The organism is Mesorhizobium tianshanense, from assembly GCF_007830515.1.
GTDB lineage: Bacteria > Pseudomonadota > Alphaproteobacteria > Rhizobiales > Rhizobiaceae > Mesorhizobium > Mesorhizobium tianshanense.
The window spans coordinates 78,131-94,799 of the sequence record NZ_VLKT01000003.1; the positions used below are offsets into that span (position 1 = coordinate 78,131).

Sequence of the window (16,669 nt, forward strand, 5' to 3'; positions counted from 1 at the left end):
ATCAGAGTCGTGTAACGAAAGGGGAACAACAATGACAAAGACGATACTTCAGATCACCACCGCGCTGGCTCTGCTGACAGCGGCCGGTGCAGCGCAAGCCGCCGATTGCAAGATCACCGTCGGCCTCGTCATGGAACTGACCGGCCCGGCCGGCGAATACGGACAGGCCGGCGCCAAGTCGGTCGAAATGGCCTTCCGCGATATCAACGATGCCGGCGGCGTGCGCGGCTGCGATCTCGCGACCGACACCCGCGACAGCCAGAGCCAGGGCAACATCGCGGTCGATGCCGCGACCCAGCTCGTGCAGGTCAAGAAGGTGCCGGTGATCATCGGCGGCATCATCTCCTCGGTGTCGATTCCGATTCTGACCTCGGTCACCGCTCCGGCCAAGATTGTCCAGGTGTCGCCCGCCTCGTCCTCGCCGACGCTGACGGCGCTCGGGCGCGACGGCAAAACCAACGGCATCTTCTTCCGCACCATCACCTCGGATGCGCTGCAGGGCGTCGCCGCCGCCAAATACGCTATCGACAAGGGCTTCAAGAAGCTGTCGGTCATCCACGTCAACAACGACTTCGGCGTCAACATGGTGGCCGAATTCTCGCGCGCCTATAAGGCGCTCGGCGGCACCATCGTCTCCGACACGCCCTACAATGAAAAGCAGTCGAGCTATGCCTCGGAAGTGACCGCGGCCATGGCCGGCGAGCCGGATGGGCTTTATCTCGTCAGCACGCCTGTCGACGGCGCAACCATCGCCCGCACCTGGATCTCGCAGGGCGGTGTCCAGAAATTCCTGCTCAATGACGGCATGAACAGCCCGGACTTCATCGAATCCGTCGGCGCCGATTACCTGAAGGACGCCTATGGCACCTCGTCGGGCACCAGCCCGACCGCATCGACCGAGTATTTCACCAAGAACTACAAGGAGTTTTCGGGCATCGAACCATCGAACCCGGCGGCCGACCGCTCCTATGATGCCGGCGCCATCGTCGGGCTGGCAATCGCCATTGCCGGATCCGAGGATCCAGCCAAGATCAAGGATGCGATCTACAAGGCCGTCGATCCGGCCGGCACGCCGATCTATGCCGGCAAGGACGAGTTCGCCAAGGCGCTCGGCCTGATCAAGGATGGCAAGCCGATCCGCTACGAAGGCGTCATCGGCCCGGTCGCCTTCGACAAATACGGCGACATCACCGGCCCGTTCCGCCTCTGGAAGATCGTCGACGGCACCGTGACGACCGACGGCGAAATGACGATAGATGATGTCAACGCCCTGCAGGCGAAGCTTCAGTAAGGCGCCTATGCCTGTTCGGCATCAATCTCGTTTCATTGAGGTTGATGCCGGACACCGTACCACTCCGGCTAATAGAGCGGCTTGGCCATGTGCCGGGGCGTCGGCCATTCCGTCGTGACCCCGGGCTGCACCGGCCGCTCGAGATAAGTCGACAGAACCACGTAGCTTCGCGTCGAGGTGACGCCGGGCGTTTCGTAAAGACGCGACAGCAGGCCTTCGAGCGCCCTTGTATCCTCGGTGCGAACCTTGATCAGCATGCATGTGTCGCCGGCCACCGAATGAATCTCCTCGACTTCGGGGTGCTCGGAAATCGCCATCAGTTCGGGGGTCTTTCCCCAGCCCTTGGTGTCGATGTGCACGAAGGCAAGCAGCGGCTTGCGCACCGCCTTGGGATCGATGATTGCAGCGGTGCTGCGGATGGCGCCGCTGCGCCGAAGCCGCTTCACCCGTTCATGGGCTGCCGGCGGCGACAGGCCGACGCGATCGCCGAGCTCGGCATAGCTGACCGTGGCGTCGTCGACCAGAACGCCTAATATCTTTCGGTCGGTGGCGTCGACATCGCGGGCAGCAGGCCTGTTCTGCGGAATGCCATCTGTTTCTTCATCCATATCTGAATTCCTGATTGATGCAGAATTTAATACGGCCATTATTGCCATATGTCGAACAGTGATCAAGTCGCAACATTGGCGGCAACGCCCAGGGCACCTATCCCGGCGCTCGCCTATCTCCTGACCGGATGCATCGCCGTGATCGGCTCGAACTCGCTGGTTCTCGGTCCGATAGCACCGGCGGTGGCCGCGTCGTTTGCGACAAGCGTGCCGGTCGTCATGGTCGCCTCCGCTGCGTTCGGTCTTGGCACGTCGGCAAGTGCCTTGTTCCTGGCGCGCTATATCGATCGGCTTGGCGCCCGCCGCATGCTGCAGGGGGCATTGCTGCTGCTGGCGGTAGCGCTTCTCGCTAGCGCCGCCGCGCCGACTGTGACGGCGCTGGTTGCGGCCCAGCTTCTCGCCGGCGTTGCTGCCGGCGTCGCCATGCCGGCAATCTACGCCAGCGCCGCTGCGATCGCGCCGCCTGGCCGCGAAAGCGGGACGATCGGCGTCGTGCTGACCGGATGGACGCTCAGCATGGTGGCCGGCGTCTCGTTATCGGCGGTGCTTGCCGATCTGCTGCATTGGCGCGCCGTTTTTGCGACGGTCGCGGTCCTTGCGGCGCTCGCGTTGACCGGTCTTACGGTGACGTCGCTGAGCGATGCCAGGAAAAGCGGCCCGGCGCCAACGCCGCTCGGCGCCTTGGCCGTTCCCGGAATAGTGCCGCTTCTGGTCGCCTGCGGCGCCTTCATGACCGCCTTCTACGGCGTCTATGGCTATCTTGGCGATCATCTTCACAATGGCCTGGGACAGCCGGTCAGTGCCAACGGACTGGCCGCGCTCGCCTATGGCGCAGGCTTCGGCATGGCGGCACTTCTCGACGGCGTGATCGATCGCCTAGGGGCGCGGCGCGTCATGCCGTTCGCCTATCTCCTCGTCGCGGTCGTCTATCTTGCGCTTGCCGCATCAAGCGGCAGCTTTGGCCTGACCATCGCGATGGTCGCGGTCTGGGGGCTTGCCAATCATTTTGGACTGAACGTCCTGGTGATGCGCCTCTCGGCGCTCGATCCTGCGCGGCGCGGCACGATCATGGGTTTGAACAGCGCGGTGACCTATCTCGCGGTGTTTGTCGGCACCACGGCCTTCGGACCGCTTTATTCCGGCTTTGGTTTTGCGGCATCGGCGATGGTCGCAGCCTTGCTCATGCTGGTCGCGGCATCGGCGGCGGCGTGGCGTCCGCAGCGGTCCGTGTAGCCGCGGACTGTCGCAAGCGCCGTCTTGAGCCACGCGGCGGGAGAGCTTGCGTCCCGTCCTTGTCCTTCGATAAATGCAAATGAAAGTGCCACAGCGTCCAGACGGGCGCGCGGCGCTGTATACCGATATCCAGCCACGAGCCTGTCTGGACATGCGATGAACACGACGCTTGAAACGACCGCCGACCCTTCGCCCAAGGAAATCGCTTTTCTGGGAGAACGGCTCAGCGCGTTCAACGACGGCGAGGTCGGTGCGGCCGGGAGGAAGCCGCTCGCCGTGTTCGTGCGCGATGAGCACGGTGCGGTTGTCGCCGGCATCTCGGGATACACCGCCTGGGGCTGGCTGTATGTGCAATGGCTCTGGGTCGACGAGCGGCTGCGCGGCCAACACATCGCCGGCAGGATGCTGGATGCGGCCGAACAGGAAGCCGTCGCACGCGGCTGCCACGGCGCCTTGATCGACACGTTCAATCCCAGGGCAGTCAAGGCCTATGAGCGCCAGGGATATCGGCCCTTCGGCATTCTCCCCGACTTTCCCGTCGGCCGCAGCCGCGTCTTCCTGCAGAAGAAATTGTTGGCTTAAAGCGCGTCGCGTCTGAAGGGACCGCTGCGCGCTTTTGGGCGATATGCATCAGTTAGCCGGCAAGGCGTCCGCCGCGCATCGGCTGTGGCACACCGGTGGTGGTCGGGAAGCTGATCGGCAGGCCCCTGAGCACGCGAACCGCAAGGAAGGCGAAGCACTCCGCCTCCACCGCGTCACCCTTCCAGCCGAGCGCCTCCGCCGGCACGGCTTCGACGCCGACGCGGCTGGCAAGCATGGCCATGATCGTCGGATTGTGGCGGCCGCCACCGCTGACCACCAGCCGCTTCGGCCGGCGCGGCAGCAGGTCGAGTGCCTTGCCGACGGCGGCGACAGTGAATGCCGTCAGCAGCGCGGCGCCATCCTCAGCGTTCATCCCGTCCGCCATGGCCGCGCCGAAATCGAACCGGTCCAGCGATTTTGGATAGGGCTTGGCCAGATAGGGATGCTGCAAGAGCTTGGCCAACTTGGCTTCATCAACGGTGCCGGTCCGCGCGAGCGCGCCGTCGCGGTCCATTTCGCCAAGGCCTTTCGACTTGATGAAATCGTTCAGCGGCGCGTTGGCCGGTCCGGTGTCGAAAGCGACGACATTGTCCTTGCCGTCCCACCAGGTGATGTTGGCGACACCGCCGAGATTGAGGACCGCCGTGTCGCCGCTGGCATCGGCGTCGCGCAGCAGCGCGGCGTGATAGGCGGCGGACAGCGGCGCCCCTTGCCCGCCGGCGCGCATGTCGGCCGAGCGGAAGTCGTAGGCAACCTTGGTCCCCAGAATAGAATGCATCAACGCACCATCGCCGAGCTGGCGGGTCTGGCCGAGCCGGCCGACCTGCGGGGCGCGATGCAGCACGGTCTGGCCATGGAAGCCGACGACCCCGATATCGGCCATCGCAAGCCCGTAGCTTTCGACCAGGTTCTTGACGGCTGCCGACTGGGCGCGCGTCAAGCTCTCTTCGGCTTCGCGGAAGATCGCCGGCTCCGGCCCGGTGAAATTCCAGGTTCTTGCCTGGCGCAGCGTTTCCTCAAGCAGGGTCCGGATCGACTGCGGATAAGGCGCCAGCGTGTAGGTGCCGAAATCCTCGATCCGCTCGCCGTCGGTCTTGATCAGCGCGACGTCGATATTGCCGTCGAGGACGGTGCCGGTCATCAGGCCGACGGCCCAGATTGCTTCCATGATCGATTTCCTAGGCTCCATTGACGAGATCGCCGACCGATTGGCGAGGCGCTGCGATCCCGCTGTCGAAATGACGTGTCGGATGGATCCGGCTGATGAGCAAGGTCTCGCCTTGCGTTTGTCGAAGTCGATCCACAGCCCGGTGCCGGTAATGCCGGTATGCCCGATCGTTCGTAGGCTGCATACCCGGCCACCGGAGCAGCCTTCATATGGCTATCCGGCTTCACAGCGTCCTTTCGCCTATCGCCTTTCGCAGGAACCCTCCCGCATTGCCGAGTGCGTTGCGCGCCTCTTCCACGCCCATGCCGGTGAGCGTCACCAGTATTGCCAGCTTCACGTCATTGCCGGTCTGGTTCAGTGCATGTCGTGCCTGTTGTGCTGAACAGCCGGTCGTCTGCATCACGATCCTGACGGCCCTGGCGACGAGCTTCCTGTTGCTGGGGGTAAGGTCAACCATCAGGTTCTGATAGCTCTTGCCGATCCGGATCATGCTGGCAGTCGTCAGCATGTTGAGGACGAGCTTTTGCGCCGTTCCTGACTTCAGCCGGGTCGAGCCGGCGAGAACCTCGGGGCCGACAAGCGGAGAGATGGCGATGTCTGCCATGCCGGCGATGACCGATCTGGGATTGCAGGACAGCGCCACGGTGGTTGCTCCCACCTGCCTTGCATAGGTCAAGCCGCCGACGACATAGGGCGTGCGCCCGCTGACCGCGATGCCGACCGCCACATCGTCCGCAGTCAGCTTGATGTCCTGCAGGGCCTTCATGCCCTGTTTGGGATCATCCTCGGCGCCTTCCGCTGCCCGCACCAGCGCGTCGGGACCGCCAGCGATCAGGCCCACCACCATTCCCTCGGGCACGCCGAAGGTCGGCGGACACTCCGTAGCGTCGAGAACCCCCAGCCGGCCGCTCGTGCCGGCGCCCATATAGACAAGCCGCGCGCCTTTTTGGAAAGCACCCACAATCCGGTCTACGGCGGCGGCGATTTCCGGGATGACCTTCTCGATGGCGGCCGGAACGCCGCTGTCCTCGTCATTGATCTTGCGCAGGACATCGATGGTCGGCAGCAGGTCTATATCCGTCGTCCTTGGGTTCCGGTCCTCGGAAACCAACCGTTCCAGCTCCGACATCAATCCTTGTTCGCTCATCCGCCTGCTTTCAACGTTCTTGCTGTCGGCAATAGATAATGTGATGCCGCGCCAAGCGTCGACCAGTGCCAGCGGTCGGCATTGGTTCGTTCCGGTTATTCCGGTTCTGCATTGTTGATGCTGGACCGTGCCGGTCGCATTCGTCAGGCCGGAGTCGGTACCTCGTCACTCGGCCCGTCGACTTCGGTCGTGGTAAAGCTATCTGGACTTGCGCCGAGAAGGACGGCTTTCAGAAATTACCGGCCAAGAAGGTTGCGTTCGACCGTTTTGAGGTGGGCAAGCATCGCTTGGTTGGCGCTTTCGGGATCACGATGCAGCAATGCGTCCAATATGGTCTGATGCTCGCTGCAATAGGTTTGCCGGCGTTCCTCCGAAAACGAACGTTTCTTCATTTCGAACCAGGGCGACTGGTTGCGGATCGTGCGCATGAGATTGTGAATCTCTTTCAGGAAATCATTGCGGCAGCATGCGAAAACGCGGTGATGGAATTCGGCGTCCCAATGCTCGAAGTTAGGCATGTCCTCGGCCTCGCATGCGGTCTGATGGGCTTCACGCACCGCGTTCAGTTCCGCCATGCTGGCGTTGGTCGCGGCGAAGGCCGCCGCGGCCGGTTCCAGCAACTGCCTGATCTCCATCATGTCGGCAGGACTGGTGCCCTCCATCCGCGCGACTGTCGCGGCGATGGAGTCCGGATTGGTTGCGGTCAGGAAGGTGCCGCGTCCGACATGCCGCACAACCGTGCCGTCGTCCTCCAGGAAGCCGACGGCACGACGCACTGTGTTGCGCGCCACGCCGAATTCGACCGCCAGGTCGCGCTCGGGCGGCATCCGGCCGTCCTCAAGCCATTCCCCGGAGGAAATCCGCTTCTTGAGCATGACGGCGATGTCGTTGGCGACGAGCTTGGGCATTCGGTAACGCTCTTTATCTGATCCAATGTTGGACCAATAATATCAGTCTCTGTACAGTTGGTCTAGCGTCTGAACAGATCCGGGCGGTAAAAACTGTCGACTTTCGCTGGGTTATCTAACAGAATGCTCTTGCAGCCTAAACCAATCGGCAGTAGCGTGTAACGAAAGAGCGATTATTGGCTCACAAAAGGTTCAGGGAGAGACGGGATGAGGGTCGCGACATTTTCGATCGCAGGCGAACGTCGCGTGGGAATTGTCGACCTCGACAGCCACTCGGTTGCTCCTTTCGATATTCCCGTCGAGCAGGCATTGTCGGGAGTGTTGGCGCTGTTGCGGCGGAACGGGGTCGGGATGCCGCGGACGCTTTCGCCGCTGCCGTTGGCGCAGGTCGAGATCGAGGCGCCAATCCCGCTGCCTGCCCGCAACATTTTCTGCGTCGGCAAGAACTATTACGAGCATGCGCATGAATTTGCGCGCAGCGGCTTCGATTCAAGCGCCGGTTCCGGCGCCATTCCACAGCACCCGATCATTTTCTCGAAAGTTCCGGAATCGGTCGTTGCAACGCATGCAAGCGTCCTGATCGACCCATCCGTGTCGACGGCGATCGATTATGAGGCCGAACTGGCCGTCATCATCGGCAAAGGTGGACGCGGCATTTCGAAAGCGGACGCTTACGATCACGTCTGGGGCTATACCATCGTCAACGATGTCACCGCGCGCGACCTGCAGGGAAAATACAGCCAGTGGCTGATCGGCAAGTCGCAGGATACGTTTTGCCCGATGGGGCCGTGGGCGATTACCAAGGACGAGTTCGATCTGGAAAACGCTTCGGTGCGCTGTTTCGTCAATGACGACCTTCGCCAGAACTCCAAAATATCGCTGCTCATCTTCGATATTCCAACGATCATCTCGACGCTGTCGCAAGGCATCACCTTGAAGCCGGGCGACATCATCGCGACCGGTACGCCGGTTGGCGTCGGCATCGGCTTCGATCCGCCGAAATATCTCAAGGCCGGCGACCTTGTCCGGGTCGAGATCGACGGCATCGGCACGCTGGAAAACCGGATCTTGGAGCGGGTCCAATGACGACTGTCACCGTCGGCCAGATTGTTGCCGAAGTCACCGGCGAAGGCCATCCGGTCGTCATGATCCACGGCCTCGGCGGAACGTCGAACATGTTTCAGCCGCAAATGGAGGCGCTCTCGGCCTACCGGGTCATCCGGCTCGACCTGCCGGGTTCCGGGCGCTCGGCTAGGCCGCTCGAACCGCTCACCATCGAGGCGATGAGCAACGCCGTCGTACGGGCGATGGAGGGCGTCGGTGTGACGCGGGCCCATTTCGTCGGCCATTCCATGGGTACCATCGTTTGTCAGCAGATTGCGGCAACGCAGCCGTCGCTGGTGAGTTCGCTGGCGCTGTTCGGCGCACTGGCCGAGCCGGCGGAGGCGACGCGGCAAGGCCTTGCCAGCCGGGCGCGGCTTGCGCGCTCCGGCGGTATCGCCGACATCGCCGACCAGATTGTCGCCAATGCGCTGTCGGCGCATACCAGGCAAACGTCGCCCGCAGCCGTCGCCTTCGTGCGCGAATCCATCACCAGGCAGGATCCGGAATCCTACGCCCGCACCTGCGAAGCCCTGGCCAAGGCGACTGCCGTCGACAGCAGACGGATTTCGGCGCCGACCTTGCTGGTCACCGGCGAGGCCGACACGGTCAACCCGATGAGTGTCGGCCAGGCGCTTGCCGACAGGATCAAGGGGGCCATATTCTCGTCTCTCGATCGGTGCGGACACTGGGCGACAGTGGAGTGCCCCCGCGAAAGCAGCCAGAAGCTCGCCGATTTTTTGAGACGCGTTGATAGGTGAGGATCGGAATTCGGGCGTAAAAACAGTACGCTCTTCAGTTTGGGAGGTTTTCTGATGGCAGACGACGGCTGGAACGGAAACGGTTCGGGCAACACGCTCTTCACCAATGTGCGTGTGCTCGATGCGACCGGGGAATATCCTTACACCGGCGAGGTGCTGGTTCAGGGCAACCGCATCAAGCAGATCACCAAGGGCTCGTCGCGCTTTGGCTCCTCGTCCGCGTCGTTGTCCTACGCTGGCGCGCCCGGGGGTGTCACGACGATCGACGGCATGGGCGCGACGCTGATGCCGGGCATGATCGACGCGCATCTGCATTTGTCCTGGAACAACGCGCCCGGCATCGACCCGATCCAGATGATGGAGCTCGAAGAGCACATGCTGGTCACCATGGAGATGGCCAAGCTGGTGCTCGATGCCGGCTTCACGGCGGGCAGGGGAGCGGCGGCCGCAAAGCCGCGCCTCGACGTGGTCGCCAAGAAATTCATCAATCAAGGCCGTTTCCCGGGGCCGCGTTACCTCGCCGCCGGTCCGGAGATCACCACGGTCGGTGGGCTGGGCGACTCCGCGCCCTCGCACATTCCGCATGAGGGTCTCAACCTTGGCATCGTCGTCTCGGGGCCTGAAGAAATTCGCCGCACGGTGCGCCAACTGATCAAATACGGCGTCGATTCGATCAAGCTCAACCTGTCCGGCGAAAGCATCACCGGCATGGGCGCCGAAGAGACGCCGATGTCGGAGGAAGAGGTCGCCATGGCCGCCTCCGAGGCGCGCTGCCGCAACAAGGTGCTGTCGGCCCATGCCCGCTCTTCCGGCTCGGTCAAGCAGTGCATCCGCCATGGCATCCAGAACATCTACCACGCCTCGTTTGCCGACGAAGAATCGCTCGACATGCTCGAGGCGGCCAAGGACAAGCATTTCGTGGCGCCGGGCATCGCCTGGCTGATCAACACCGCGCGCCATGCCGAGCAATGGGGCATCAAGCCTGGATCGCCGCTGTCGCTCGAATATGAGCGCGAGCTCGAAATGTGCATCGACACGATGAAGAAGATGCACCGGCGCGGCATCCGCGTCTGCATCGGCGGCGACTACGGATTTGCCTGGACGCCGCAAGGCACCAACGCCAAGGACATCCAGACTTTCGTCGAGATGCTCGGCTTCTCGCCGATGGAGGCGATCCAGGCCGCAACCAAATATGGCGGCCAGATCATGGGCATGGGCGACGAGCTCGGGCTGATCAAGGAAGGTTATCTCGCCGACATCCTTTTGATCGACGGCGACCCGATTTCGGACGTGCGCATCCTGCAGGACAAGAACCGCATTCTCGCCATCATGAAGGATGGCAAGTTCCACAAGGCGCCACGCATGAATGAGCAGCGCCGCCGGCTGACCGCATGAGCATCCTCGACCAGCCACCGTCGTCGTCCCAGCTATCCTCCTCGTCAATGGCGGGCGGCGGCATGACGCGCCGGCAGGCATGGGGCCTTTTCTGGCTGCTTGCCGCGGCGCTGGTCGCATGGCTGGTCTTCGCCGTCTGGCCGGATTGGCTGAACGCCATCCTGATCTCGAAGAAGGCGTTCGTCAGCGCGATCCTCAACGGGATCACGCTCGCCGGCCTCTATTTCCTGGTCGCCAGCGGCTTTACGCTGATCTTCGGGCTGATGCGCAACGTCAATCTTGCGCATGGCTCGCTCTATTTGCTCGGCGCCTATATCGGCTACGAAGTGGCGAACCGCACCGGCTATTGGTTGCTGGGTGTCGCCTCCGGCTTCATCGTTCTGGCGGCGGTCGGCGTCGTCATGCAGATCTTCGTCTTCCGTCGCCTGGAAGGCGACGATTTGCGCCAAACCCTGGTCAGCATCGGCATCTCGATCGTCGCGGCCGACCTGATGCTGGCGGTCTGGGCAGGCGGCACCTATCAGATCGCGGTGCCGGAATGGCTGGATGGCGCGCTGACGCTGCCGGTGATCACGGCGGTGCGGTCGAACGGCGCGTCGGTATTCCTCACCTATCCACTCTACCGCCTTGTCGTGCTGGCGGCGGCGATCGTCATCGGCGTCGGTCTCTGGCTGATGCTGAACAAGACGCGCGTCGGCATGATGATCCGCGCCGGCGTCGACGACCGCGCCATGCTCTCGGCCTCCGGCGTCAATGTGCATGCGGTCTTTGCCATCGTCTTTGCCGTCGGCGCCGGGCTTGCCGGCTTTGCCGGCGTCGTCGGTGGTTCGGCGCTCTCGGTCGCGCCGGGCGAAGACGTCCGCTATTTGCTTGCCTCGCTCGTCGTCGTCATCGTCGGTGGCATGGGTTCGATATCAGGCGCCGCCATTGGCGCGCTGCTGATTGGCCTCGCCGAGCAGATCGGCCTCGTCTATTTCCCGACCTACGGCATCGTGCTCACCTTCGTCATCATGGTGGTGGCGCTGGCGGTCCGGCCGCGAGGCATCATGGGGAAAGCGCGATGAGCCTGACCCTCGCCGCTCAAGATGCTGCGCCTCAACAGACATGGCTGGAAAAGCTTGGCCCAGGCCACATCATCCTCGCCGTGGCCCTGGTCCTCTATCCGCTGGTGGCATCGGATTTCTTCCTGACGCAGATCGGCGGCTATTCGTTGATCTTCGGCATGCTCGCTTTGTCGCTGATGATGCTGGCAGGCTATGGCGGCATGGTCAGCCTGGCGCAGATCACCGTCGCCGGCATCGCCGCCTATGCCATCGCCATCCTCGGCAACAACAATTCGAACGTGCTCGGCTTCGGTTGGCCATGGTGGCTCGCGGCACCCTTCGCCGTGCTGGCGGCCGCGGTGGCATCGGCGCTGATCGGCTGGATCTCGGTGCGCACCGAAGGCATCTACACTATCATGATCACGCTGGCGATCGCCACCGCCACCTACTATTTCGCCCAGCAGAACTACGCGATCTTCAATGGCCATTCCGGCTACGCCGGCATCCATGCCCCTTCGTTCTGGGGCGTCAACTGGCGCGATCCGAAAGCCTTCTATTACCTCTGTCTCGGTTTTGCCGTCCTGTCCTATGCGGCCATACTCTACGGCGCCCGCTCCACCTTCGGCTTGACCTTGCAGGCGATTCGCGACAACCCGCGGCGGATGCGCGCGCTTGGCTATGACGTCACCGCGCACAAGGTCTTTGCCTGGTTTCTCGCCGGCATCATCGCCGGCTTGGCTGGCGTGCTCCTGGTCTGGTTCAACGGTCGTGTTTCGCCCGGCACCATCGGCGTGGACGTGGCGATCGACGTGTTGATCATCGCCGTGATCGGCGGTTTGCAGCATCCGATCGGGCCTTTCCTCGGCGCGCTCGTCGTTGTCCTGATGCAGACCTTTGCCATCGATATCGTCGGGGCCGAGCGTTTCAACACGCTGATCGGCCTGGTGTTTCTGGTGATCGTCTTCGTCTCGCCGGATGGAATTCTTGGGTTGTGGGGGAGGATCAAACCGTATCTTGCCCAGGAGTCCTTGCGTTCCGGCCCCTAGCGGCTGGAATGGAATTAACCATTGCAAAAAACGTCAATCAAAGGGAGGAAAACATGAGGATACATCGACGCACACTGCTTGCGCTGGCACTTGCGACCGGGCTGACCGCACCGTCGCTGGCGCTCGCTGCCGACGACGGGATCAAGATCGGCCTGCTTGCCACCTTCGAAGGACCGTTCACGGTGCTCGGCGAGGACGGCGAGCGCGGCGCGATGACCGCGGTCGAGGAAGTCGGTGGCAAGGTCGCCGGCAAGACAATCGAGATCGTCAAGGGTTCGTCCGACGCGTCGCCCGACAGCGCGGTGCGCGCGGCACGCAAGCTGGTCGAGCAGGATGGCGTCAAGGTGCTGGTCGGCCCACTTTCCGGTGACGAGGGTCTGGCCGTCAAGGACTATGCCAAGACCCAGCCGACCGTGACCTTCATCAACGGAACGTCGGCTGCGCAGGATACGACGCTGCGCAATCCGGCGGAAAACTTCTTCCGCTTCTCGACCGACGGCGCGCAGTGGATGGCCGGCCTCGGCACCTATGCGTTCAACGACAAGGGCTACAAGAAGGTCGCCACAGTCGCCGAGGACTATTCCTTTCCTTACACGCAGGTCTTCGGCTTCATGGCCGAATTCTGCAAGGCCGGTGGCAAGGTGCCGTCGAAATCCTGGGTGCCGATCGGCAACAAGGACTATTCCTCCGTCATCGCCGCCATTCCCGACGACGTCGACGCCATTTATGTAGCGCTCGGCGGCGCCGATGCCGTGAATTTCCTGACGCAATACCAGCAGTCCGGCGGCACGGCACCCTTGATTGGCGGCTCCATCACCGTCGACCAGACCGTGCTGACCTCGAAGGGCAAATTGCGCGACGTTCTGATCGGCACGCCGGCCGCCGGCCCGACAGCCGATACCAACGACTCGCCGTCCTGGATGAAGTTCCTTGAGCAATACAAGAAACAGCCTGGCGCCTTCCCATCGCCCTCGCTCTTCGCCCATGGCTACTATGTCAACATGAAGGCGGCCTTGCTTGCCCTCGAACAGGCCGGCGGCGATGTCTCCGACGGCGGCGCGAAGCTGCGCGACGCACTCTCGAAACTGTCCTTCGACACGCCGACCGGCAAGGTGTCGCTCGACAAGAACCGCAATGCGATCGCCGACATCTTCCTGACCGAAGTCACCGAGGGGGCAGACGGCAATCTCCTGAACAAGCTGGTTAAGGTCGTGTCACAGGTCAACCAGACGCTCGGCATTCCGGAAGACGAGTTCATGAAGCTTGGCGCCGTCAATCGCGACAACCCGAGCTGCCCGTAACGCCTGACTTGCGAGTGTATCCCGCAGTGACTGAAAGCTTCGCAGCAGACCGTCTCCAGAGCTCCGGCGCCTATGCGCTGGAGCTCGATGGCGTTGCGCGTCATTTCGGTGCGCTTGTGGCGCTGTCGGGTATCAATATGAGGATCGCGGCCGGCGAACGGCGCGCGGTCCTCGGCTCCAACGGAGCCGGCAAGACCACGCTATTTAATGCCGTGACCGGCGACTTTCTGCCGACCGCCGGCCGCATCCGCTTTTTCGGCGAGGACATCACCGACCTGCCGCCGCATGAACGCATCCGGCGCGGCCTGAGGCGGACCTACCAGATTTCGCAACTGTTCAAGGGCCTGTCGGTCCTCGATTCCATCTTCCTGGCATGCCGGGGTGTGTCGCGCCGGCGGTTCTCGTTGCTTCGGCCAAAAGCCACCGACGTCAACAGGGTGCAGGCGGAATCGATCCTGAACGCCGTGCATCTGGAAACCTGGCGCGACGCTCTGGTGGCGACGCTCAGCCATGGCCAGCAGCGGCAGTTGGAGATTGCACTGGCGCTGGCCGGCGCGCCGCGCTTCATCCTGTTCGACGAACCGGCGGCGGGGCTGTCGCCGACCGAGCGGCGCGATCTGGTGGCGATCCTCAACGGGCTGCCGAAGCACATCGGCTATGTTATCATCGAGCACGACCTAGACGTTGCGCTGCGTGTCTCGGAGTATGTTTCGATGATGCACAATGGCCGCCTGTTCAAGGAAGGCACGCCGCAAGAGATCGAGGCCGACCCGGAGGTCCAGGAAATCTATCTCGGAGGCAAGCATGGCTGAGCGCCCAGCTCCTTCCGGCTCAACATCTCCGTCCGGCAAGGCGGTCCTCAGAATAGAGGATCTGCAGGTCTATTACGGCGAAAGCCATGCGCTGCAGGGCGTATCGCTGACGCTGGACAGCGGCGTCCTGTCGGTCGTCGGCCGCAACGGCATGGGCAAGACGACGCTCTGCAACACCATCGCCGGGCTGAAGCGCGCGCGCTCCGGGTCGATCCGGGTCGGCGGCCGCGAGGTTTCCGCACTCGAACCGCACGAGATCCATCGCCTCGGCGTCGGCTATGTGCCGCAGGGCCGCCGCGTCTGGCCAAGCCTGACGGTCGACGAGCATCTTCGCCTCACCGCCGGCAACCGGCGTGATGCGAATTGGACGGTCGAGCGCGTCTACCAGATTTTTCCGCGTCTCGCCGAGCGCCGGGCCAATGGCGGTTCGCAGCTGTCGGGCGGCGAACAGCAGATGCTGGCGATCTCGCGCGCGCTGTTGAGCGATCCGAAGCTGCTGGTCATGGACGAGCCGACGGAGGGGCTTGCTCCGGTCGTCGTCGAGCAGGTCGAGCGCATGCTGGTAACGCTGGCCGAGGAAGGCGAGATGGCGATCCTCGTCATCGAACAGAATATCGGCGTCGCCACCGCTGTGTCCGATCGCGTCGCCATCATGGTCAACGGGCGCATCAACCGGGTCATGGACGCCACGGCACTTGCCGCCGACCGCGAACTGCAGCAGCGGCTGCTCGGCGTCGGCCGCCATTCCGACGAATCCACAGTCACTCCCGCTGCAGCGGCACAGGCGCAAGAACAACTGGCCGAGGTCTATCGCATCGACCGGAGTGCTTCGCGGGACACTGCTCCGCAGGACGGCGTCTACCGTCCGGTGACCGAATTGCCGAACCGCTGGAATGTGCCGGTGACAGCCATGCGGCAGGCGGCGATCGAGAAGGCCGCGCCGCAGGACGACCTGAAGAATGTCTTCGCCATTCCCTTCGCCGAACGCATCGGAAGGACCGTTCTGGTCGCCGGAACTTTCGATACCAAGGCAAAGGAATTGCGCTTCGTCGCCGACCGCCTGAAGTCCCTGGGCGTGCAGGTGCGTACCGTCGACCTGTCGACGTCCGGAAAGCCGTCGAGCGCCGACGTTCCCCCCATGCAGGTCGCCGGCATGCATGCGCGGGGGTCGTCGGCCGTCTTTACCAACGATCGCGGCGGCTCGGTGAGCGCCATGGCGGAAGCCTTTGCGCGCTGGATCGAGCGCGAGCCGCGCATCGGCGGCGTCATTTCGGCAGGCGGTTCCGGTGGTACAACGCTGGCGACGGCTGGCATGCGCGTACTGCCCGTAGGCATCCCCAAACTGATGGTCTCGACGGTTGCCGCCGGCGACGTTGCCAAATATGTCGGCGGCGCCGACATCATGATGTTCCATTCGGTGGCAGACGTTCAGGGGTTGAACTCGATCACCGAACAGGTGCTGTCGAACGCCGCGCATGCGATGGCGGGCATGGTCGCACAGCTTCCCAATGCCGAGGCGTGGGAAGCCAAACGCAAGCTGGCGCGTCCGGCCGTCGGCATCACCATGTTCGGCGTCACCACGCCGGCCGTGCAGGCGGTGAGCAAGCGTCTTGAAGCGGACTATGACTGTCTCGTTTTCCACGCCACCGGCATCGGCGGGCGCGCCATGGAAAATCTCGGCGATTCCCGACAGCTTTCGGCCTTCCTCGACCTGACCACGACGGAAGTGGCCGACATGATTGTCGGCGGCGTGTTCCCGGCGACCGAAGACCGCTTTGGCGCGGCGATCCGCACCGGCTTGCCCTATGTCGGCTCGACCGGTGCGCTCGACATGGTCAATTTCGGCCCACGCGACAGCGTGCCGGAGAAATTCAAGAGCCGCAGATTCGTCATCCACAATCCCAACGTCACGCTGATGCGGACCACGCGCGACGAAAACCGCGCCTTCGGCGAATGGATCGGCGCGCGGCTCAACGCCATGAACGGTCCGGTGCGGTTCCTGCTGCCGGAAGGCGGTGTGTCGATGCTGGACGCACCGGGCCAGCCGTTTCATGATCCGGAGGCCGACAATGCGCTGTTCGAGGCGATCGAGAAGACCGTTCGCCGGACCGCGCTGCGCCATATCGAGCGCGTTCGATCGAACATCAACGACACGCCTTTCATCGACGCCGCGGTCAATGCGTTCCACGCGATCACGCCGAAACTGCAGAGACGGGCGTGATGGCTTGGAGTGGGCGGGTTTATGGAATTGATGCCGGTCGCCTTTGGCTGAC

General features: G+C 63.2%; 15 protein-coding genes and 1 pseudogene. 11 read left to right on the top strand and 5 right to left on the bottom strand.

The genetic code is table 11. From position 1 onward, the window contains the following. Positions 1 to 31: 31 nt before the first annotated feature. A complete protein-coding gene (locus IQ26_RS03240) occupies positions 32 to 1,291 on the top strand; it encodes an ABC transporter substrate-binding protein (protein ID WP_145713411.1) in 1,260 nt (419 codons plus the stop codon). 68 nt (positions 1,292 to 1,359) lie between these two features. Here IQ26_RS03240 and IQ26_RS03245 read toward each other — a convergent pair whose 3' ends face one another. Then, on the bottom strand, positions 1,360 to 1,899 hold the full coding sequence (locus tag IQ26_RS03245) for an Lrp/AsnC family transcriptional regulator (RefSeq protein ID WP_145713414.1): 540 nt from the start codon (positions 1,897 to 1,899) through the stop codon (positions 1,360 to 1,362). Between the two features lie 48 nt (positions 1,900 to 1,947). Here IQ26_RS03245 and IQ26_RS03250 point away from each other — a divergent pair, with 48 nt between their 5' ends. Both IQ26_RS03250 and IQ26_RS03255 read left to right on the top strand, forming a co-directional pair. Further along, positions 1,948 to 3,132 (top strand): MFS transporter, encoded by a 1,185-nt coding sequence (locus IQ26_RS03250; RefSeq protein ID WP_145713423.1) that lies wholly within the window; start codon positions 1,948 to 1,950, stop codon positions 3,130 to 3,132. 156 nt (positions 3,133 to 3,288) lie between these two features. Next, entirely contained in the window at positions 3,289 to 3,714 is a 426-nt protein-coding gene (locus tag IQ26_RS03255; RefSeq protein ID WP_145713426.1) for a GNAT family N-acetyltransferase, read from the top strand. A gap of 52 nt (positions 3,715 to 3,766) precedes the next feature. Here IQ26_RS03255 and IQ26_RS03260 read toward each other — a convergent pair whose 3' ends face one another. The 4 genes and pseudogenes from IQ26_RS03260 to IQ26_RS03275 form a co-directional block, all read right to left on the bottom strand. Then, positions 3,767 to 4,882, bottom strand: coding sequence for an anhydro-N-acetylmuramic acid kinase (locus tag IQ26_RS03260; protein WP_145713429.1), 1,116 nt, complete (start codon positions 4,880 to 4,882; stop codon positions 3,767 to 3,769). Positions 4,883 to 4,892: 10 nt separating this feature from the next. Continuing rightward, positions 4,893 to 5,095, bottom strand: a pseudogene (locus IQ26_RS40250) (esterase); the annotation flags it as partial. Between the two features lie 10 nt (positions 5,096 to 5,105). Continuing rightward, complete coding sequence (gene murQ, locus IQ26_RS03270) at positions 5,106 to 6,029, bottom strand: N-acetylmuramic acid 6-phosphate etherase (RefSeq protein WP_145713432.1); 924 nt, start codon at positions 6,027 to 6,029, stop codon at positions 5,106 to 5,108. 236 nt (positions 6,030 to 6,265) lie between these two features. Then, positions 6,266 to 6,937 carry a FadR/GntR family transcriptional regulator gene (locus tag IQ26_RS03275; protein ID WP_145713435.1) on the bottom strand — a complete coding sequence of 224 codons (672 nt, stop codon included), beginning with the start codon at positions 6,935 to 6,937 and terminating at the stop codon, positions 6,266 to 6,268. A gap of 207 nt (positions 6,938 to 7,144) precedes the next feature. Between IQ26_RS03275 and IQ26_RS03280 the strand changes: the two genes are divergently transcribed. The 8 genes from IQ26_RS03280 to IQ26_RS03315 are packed head-to-tail and all read left to right on the top strand — an operon-like array spanning position 7,145 to position 16,617. Further along, positions 7,145 to 8,023, top strand: a complete 879-nt coding sequence (locus IQ26_RS03280) for a fumarylacetoacetate hydrolase family protein (RefSeq protein WP_145713438.1) — start codon at positions 7,145 to 7,147, stop codon at positions 8,021 to 8,023. After that, entirely contained in the window at positions 8,020 to 8,799 is a 780-nt protein-coding gene (locus tag IQ26_RS03285; RefSeq protein WP_145713441.1) for an alpha/beta fold hydrolase, read from the top strand. Before IQ26_RS03280 ends, IQ26_RS03285 begins: the two co-directional genes overlap by 4 nt. A gap of 54 nt (positions 8,800 to 8,853) precedes the next feature. Further along, on the top strand, positions 8,854 to 10,194 hold the full coding sequence (locus IQ26_RS03290) for a metal-dependent hydrolase family protein (protein WP_145713444.1): 1,341 nt from the start codon (positions 8,854 to 8,856) through the stop codon (positions 10,192 to 10,194). Positions 10,195 to 10,241: 47 nt separating this feature from the next. After that, positions 10,242 to 11,258, top strand: a complete 1,017-nt coding sequence (locus tag IQ26_RS03295) for a branched-chain amino acid ABC transporter permease (protein ID WP_208760098.1) — start codon at positions 10,242 to 10,244, stop codon at positions 11,256 to 11,258. Then, positions 11,255 to 12,283: a branched-chain amino acid ABC transporter permease gene (locus tag IQ26_RS03300; RefSeq protein ID WP_145713450.1), complete on the top strand. Its 1,029-nt coding sequence runs from the start codon at positions 11,255 to 11,257 to the stop codon at positions 12,281 to 12,283. Before IQ26_RS03295 ends, IQ26_RS03300 begins: the two co-directional genes overlap by 4 nt. A gap of 53 nt (positions 12,284 to 12,336) precedes the next feature. Next, positions 12,337 to 13,584 carry an ABC transporter substrate-binding protein gene (locus tag IQ26_RS03305; protein WP_145713453.1) on the top strand — a complete coding sequence of 416 codons (1,248 nt, stop codon included), beginning with the start codon at positions 12,337 to 12,339 and terminating at the stop codon, positions 13,582 to 13,584. A gap of 26 nt (positions 13,585 to 13,610) precedes the next feature. After that, the gene (locus IQ26_RS03310; RefSeq protein WP_145713456.1) at positions 13,611 to 14,396 is read left to right on the top strand and encodes an ABC transporter ATP-binding protein; all 786 of its coding nucleotides are present in this window, start codon (positions 13,611 to 13,613) and stop codon (positions 14,394 to 14,396) included. Further along, entirely contained in the window at positions 14,389 to 16,617 is a 2,229-nt protein-coding gene (locus IQ26_RS03315) for an ABC transporter permease (RefSeq protein WP_145713461.1), read from the top strand. Before IQ26_RS03310 ends, IQ26_RS03315 begins: the two co-directional genes overlap by 8 nt. Positions 16,618 to 16,669: the final 52 nt, after the last annotated feature.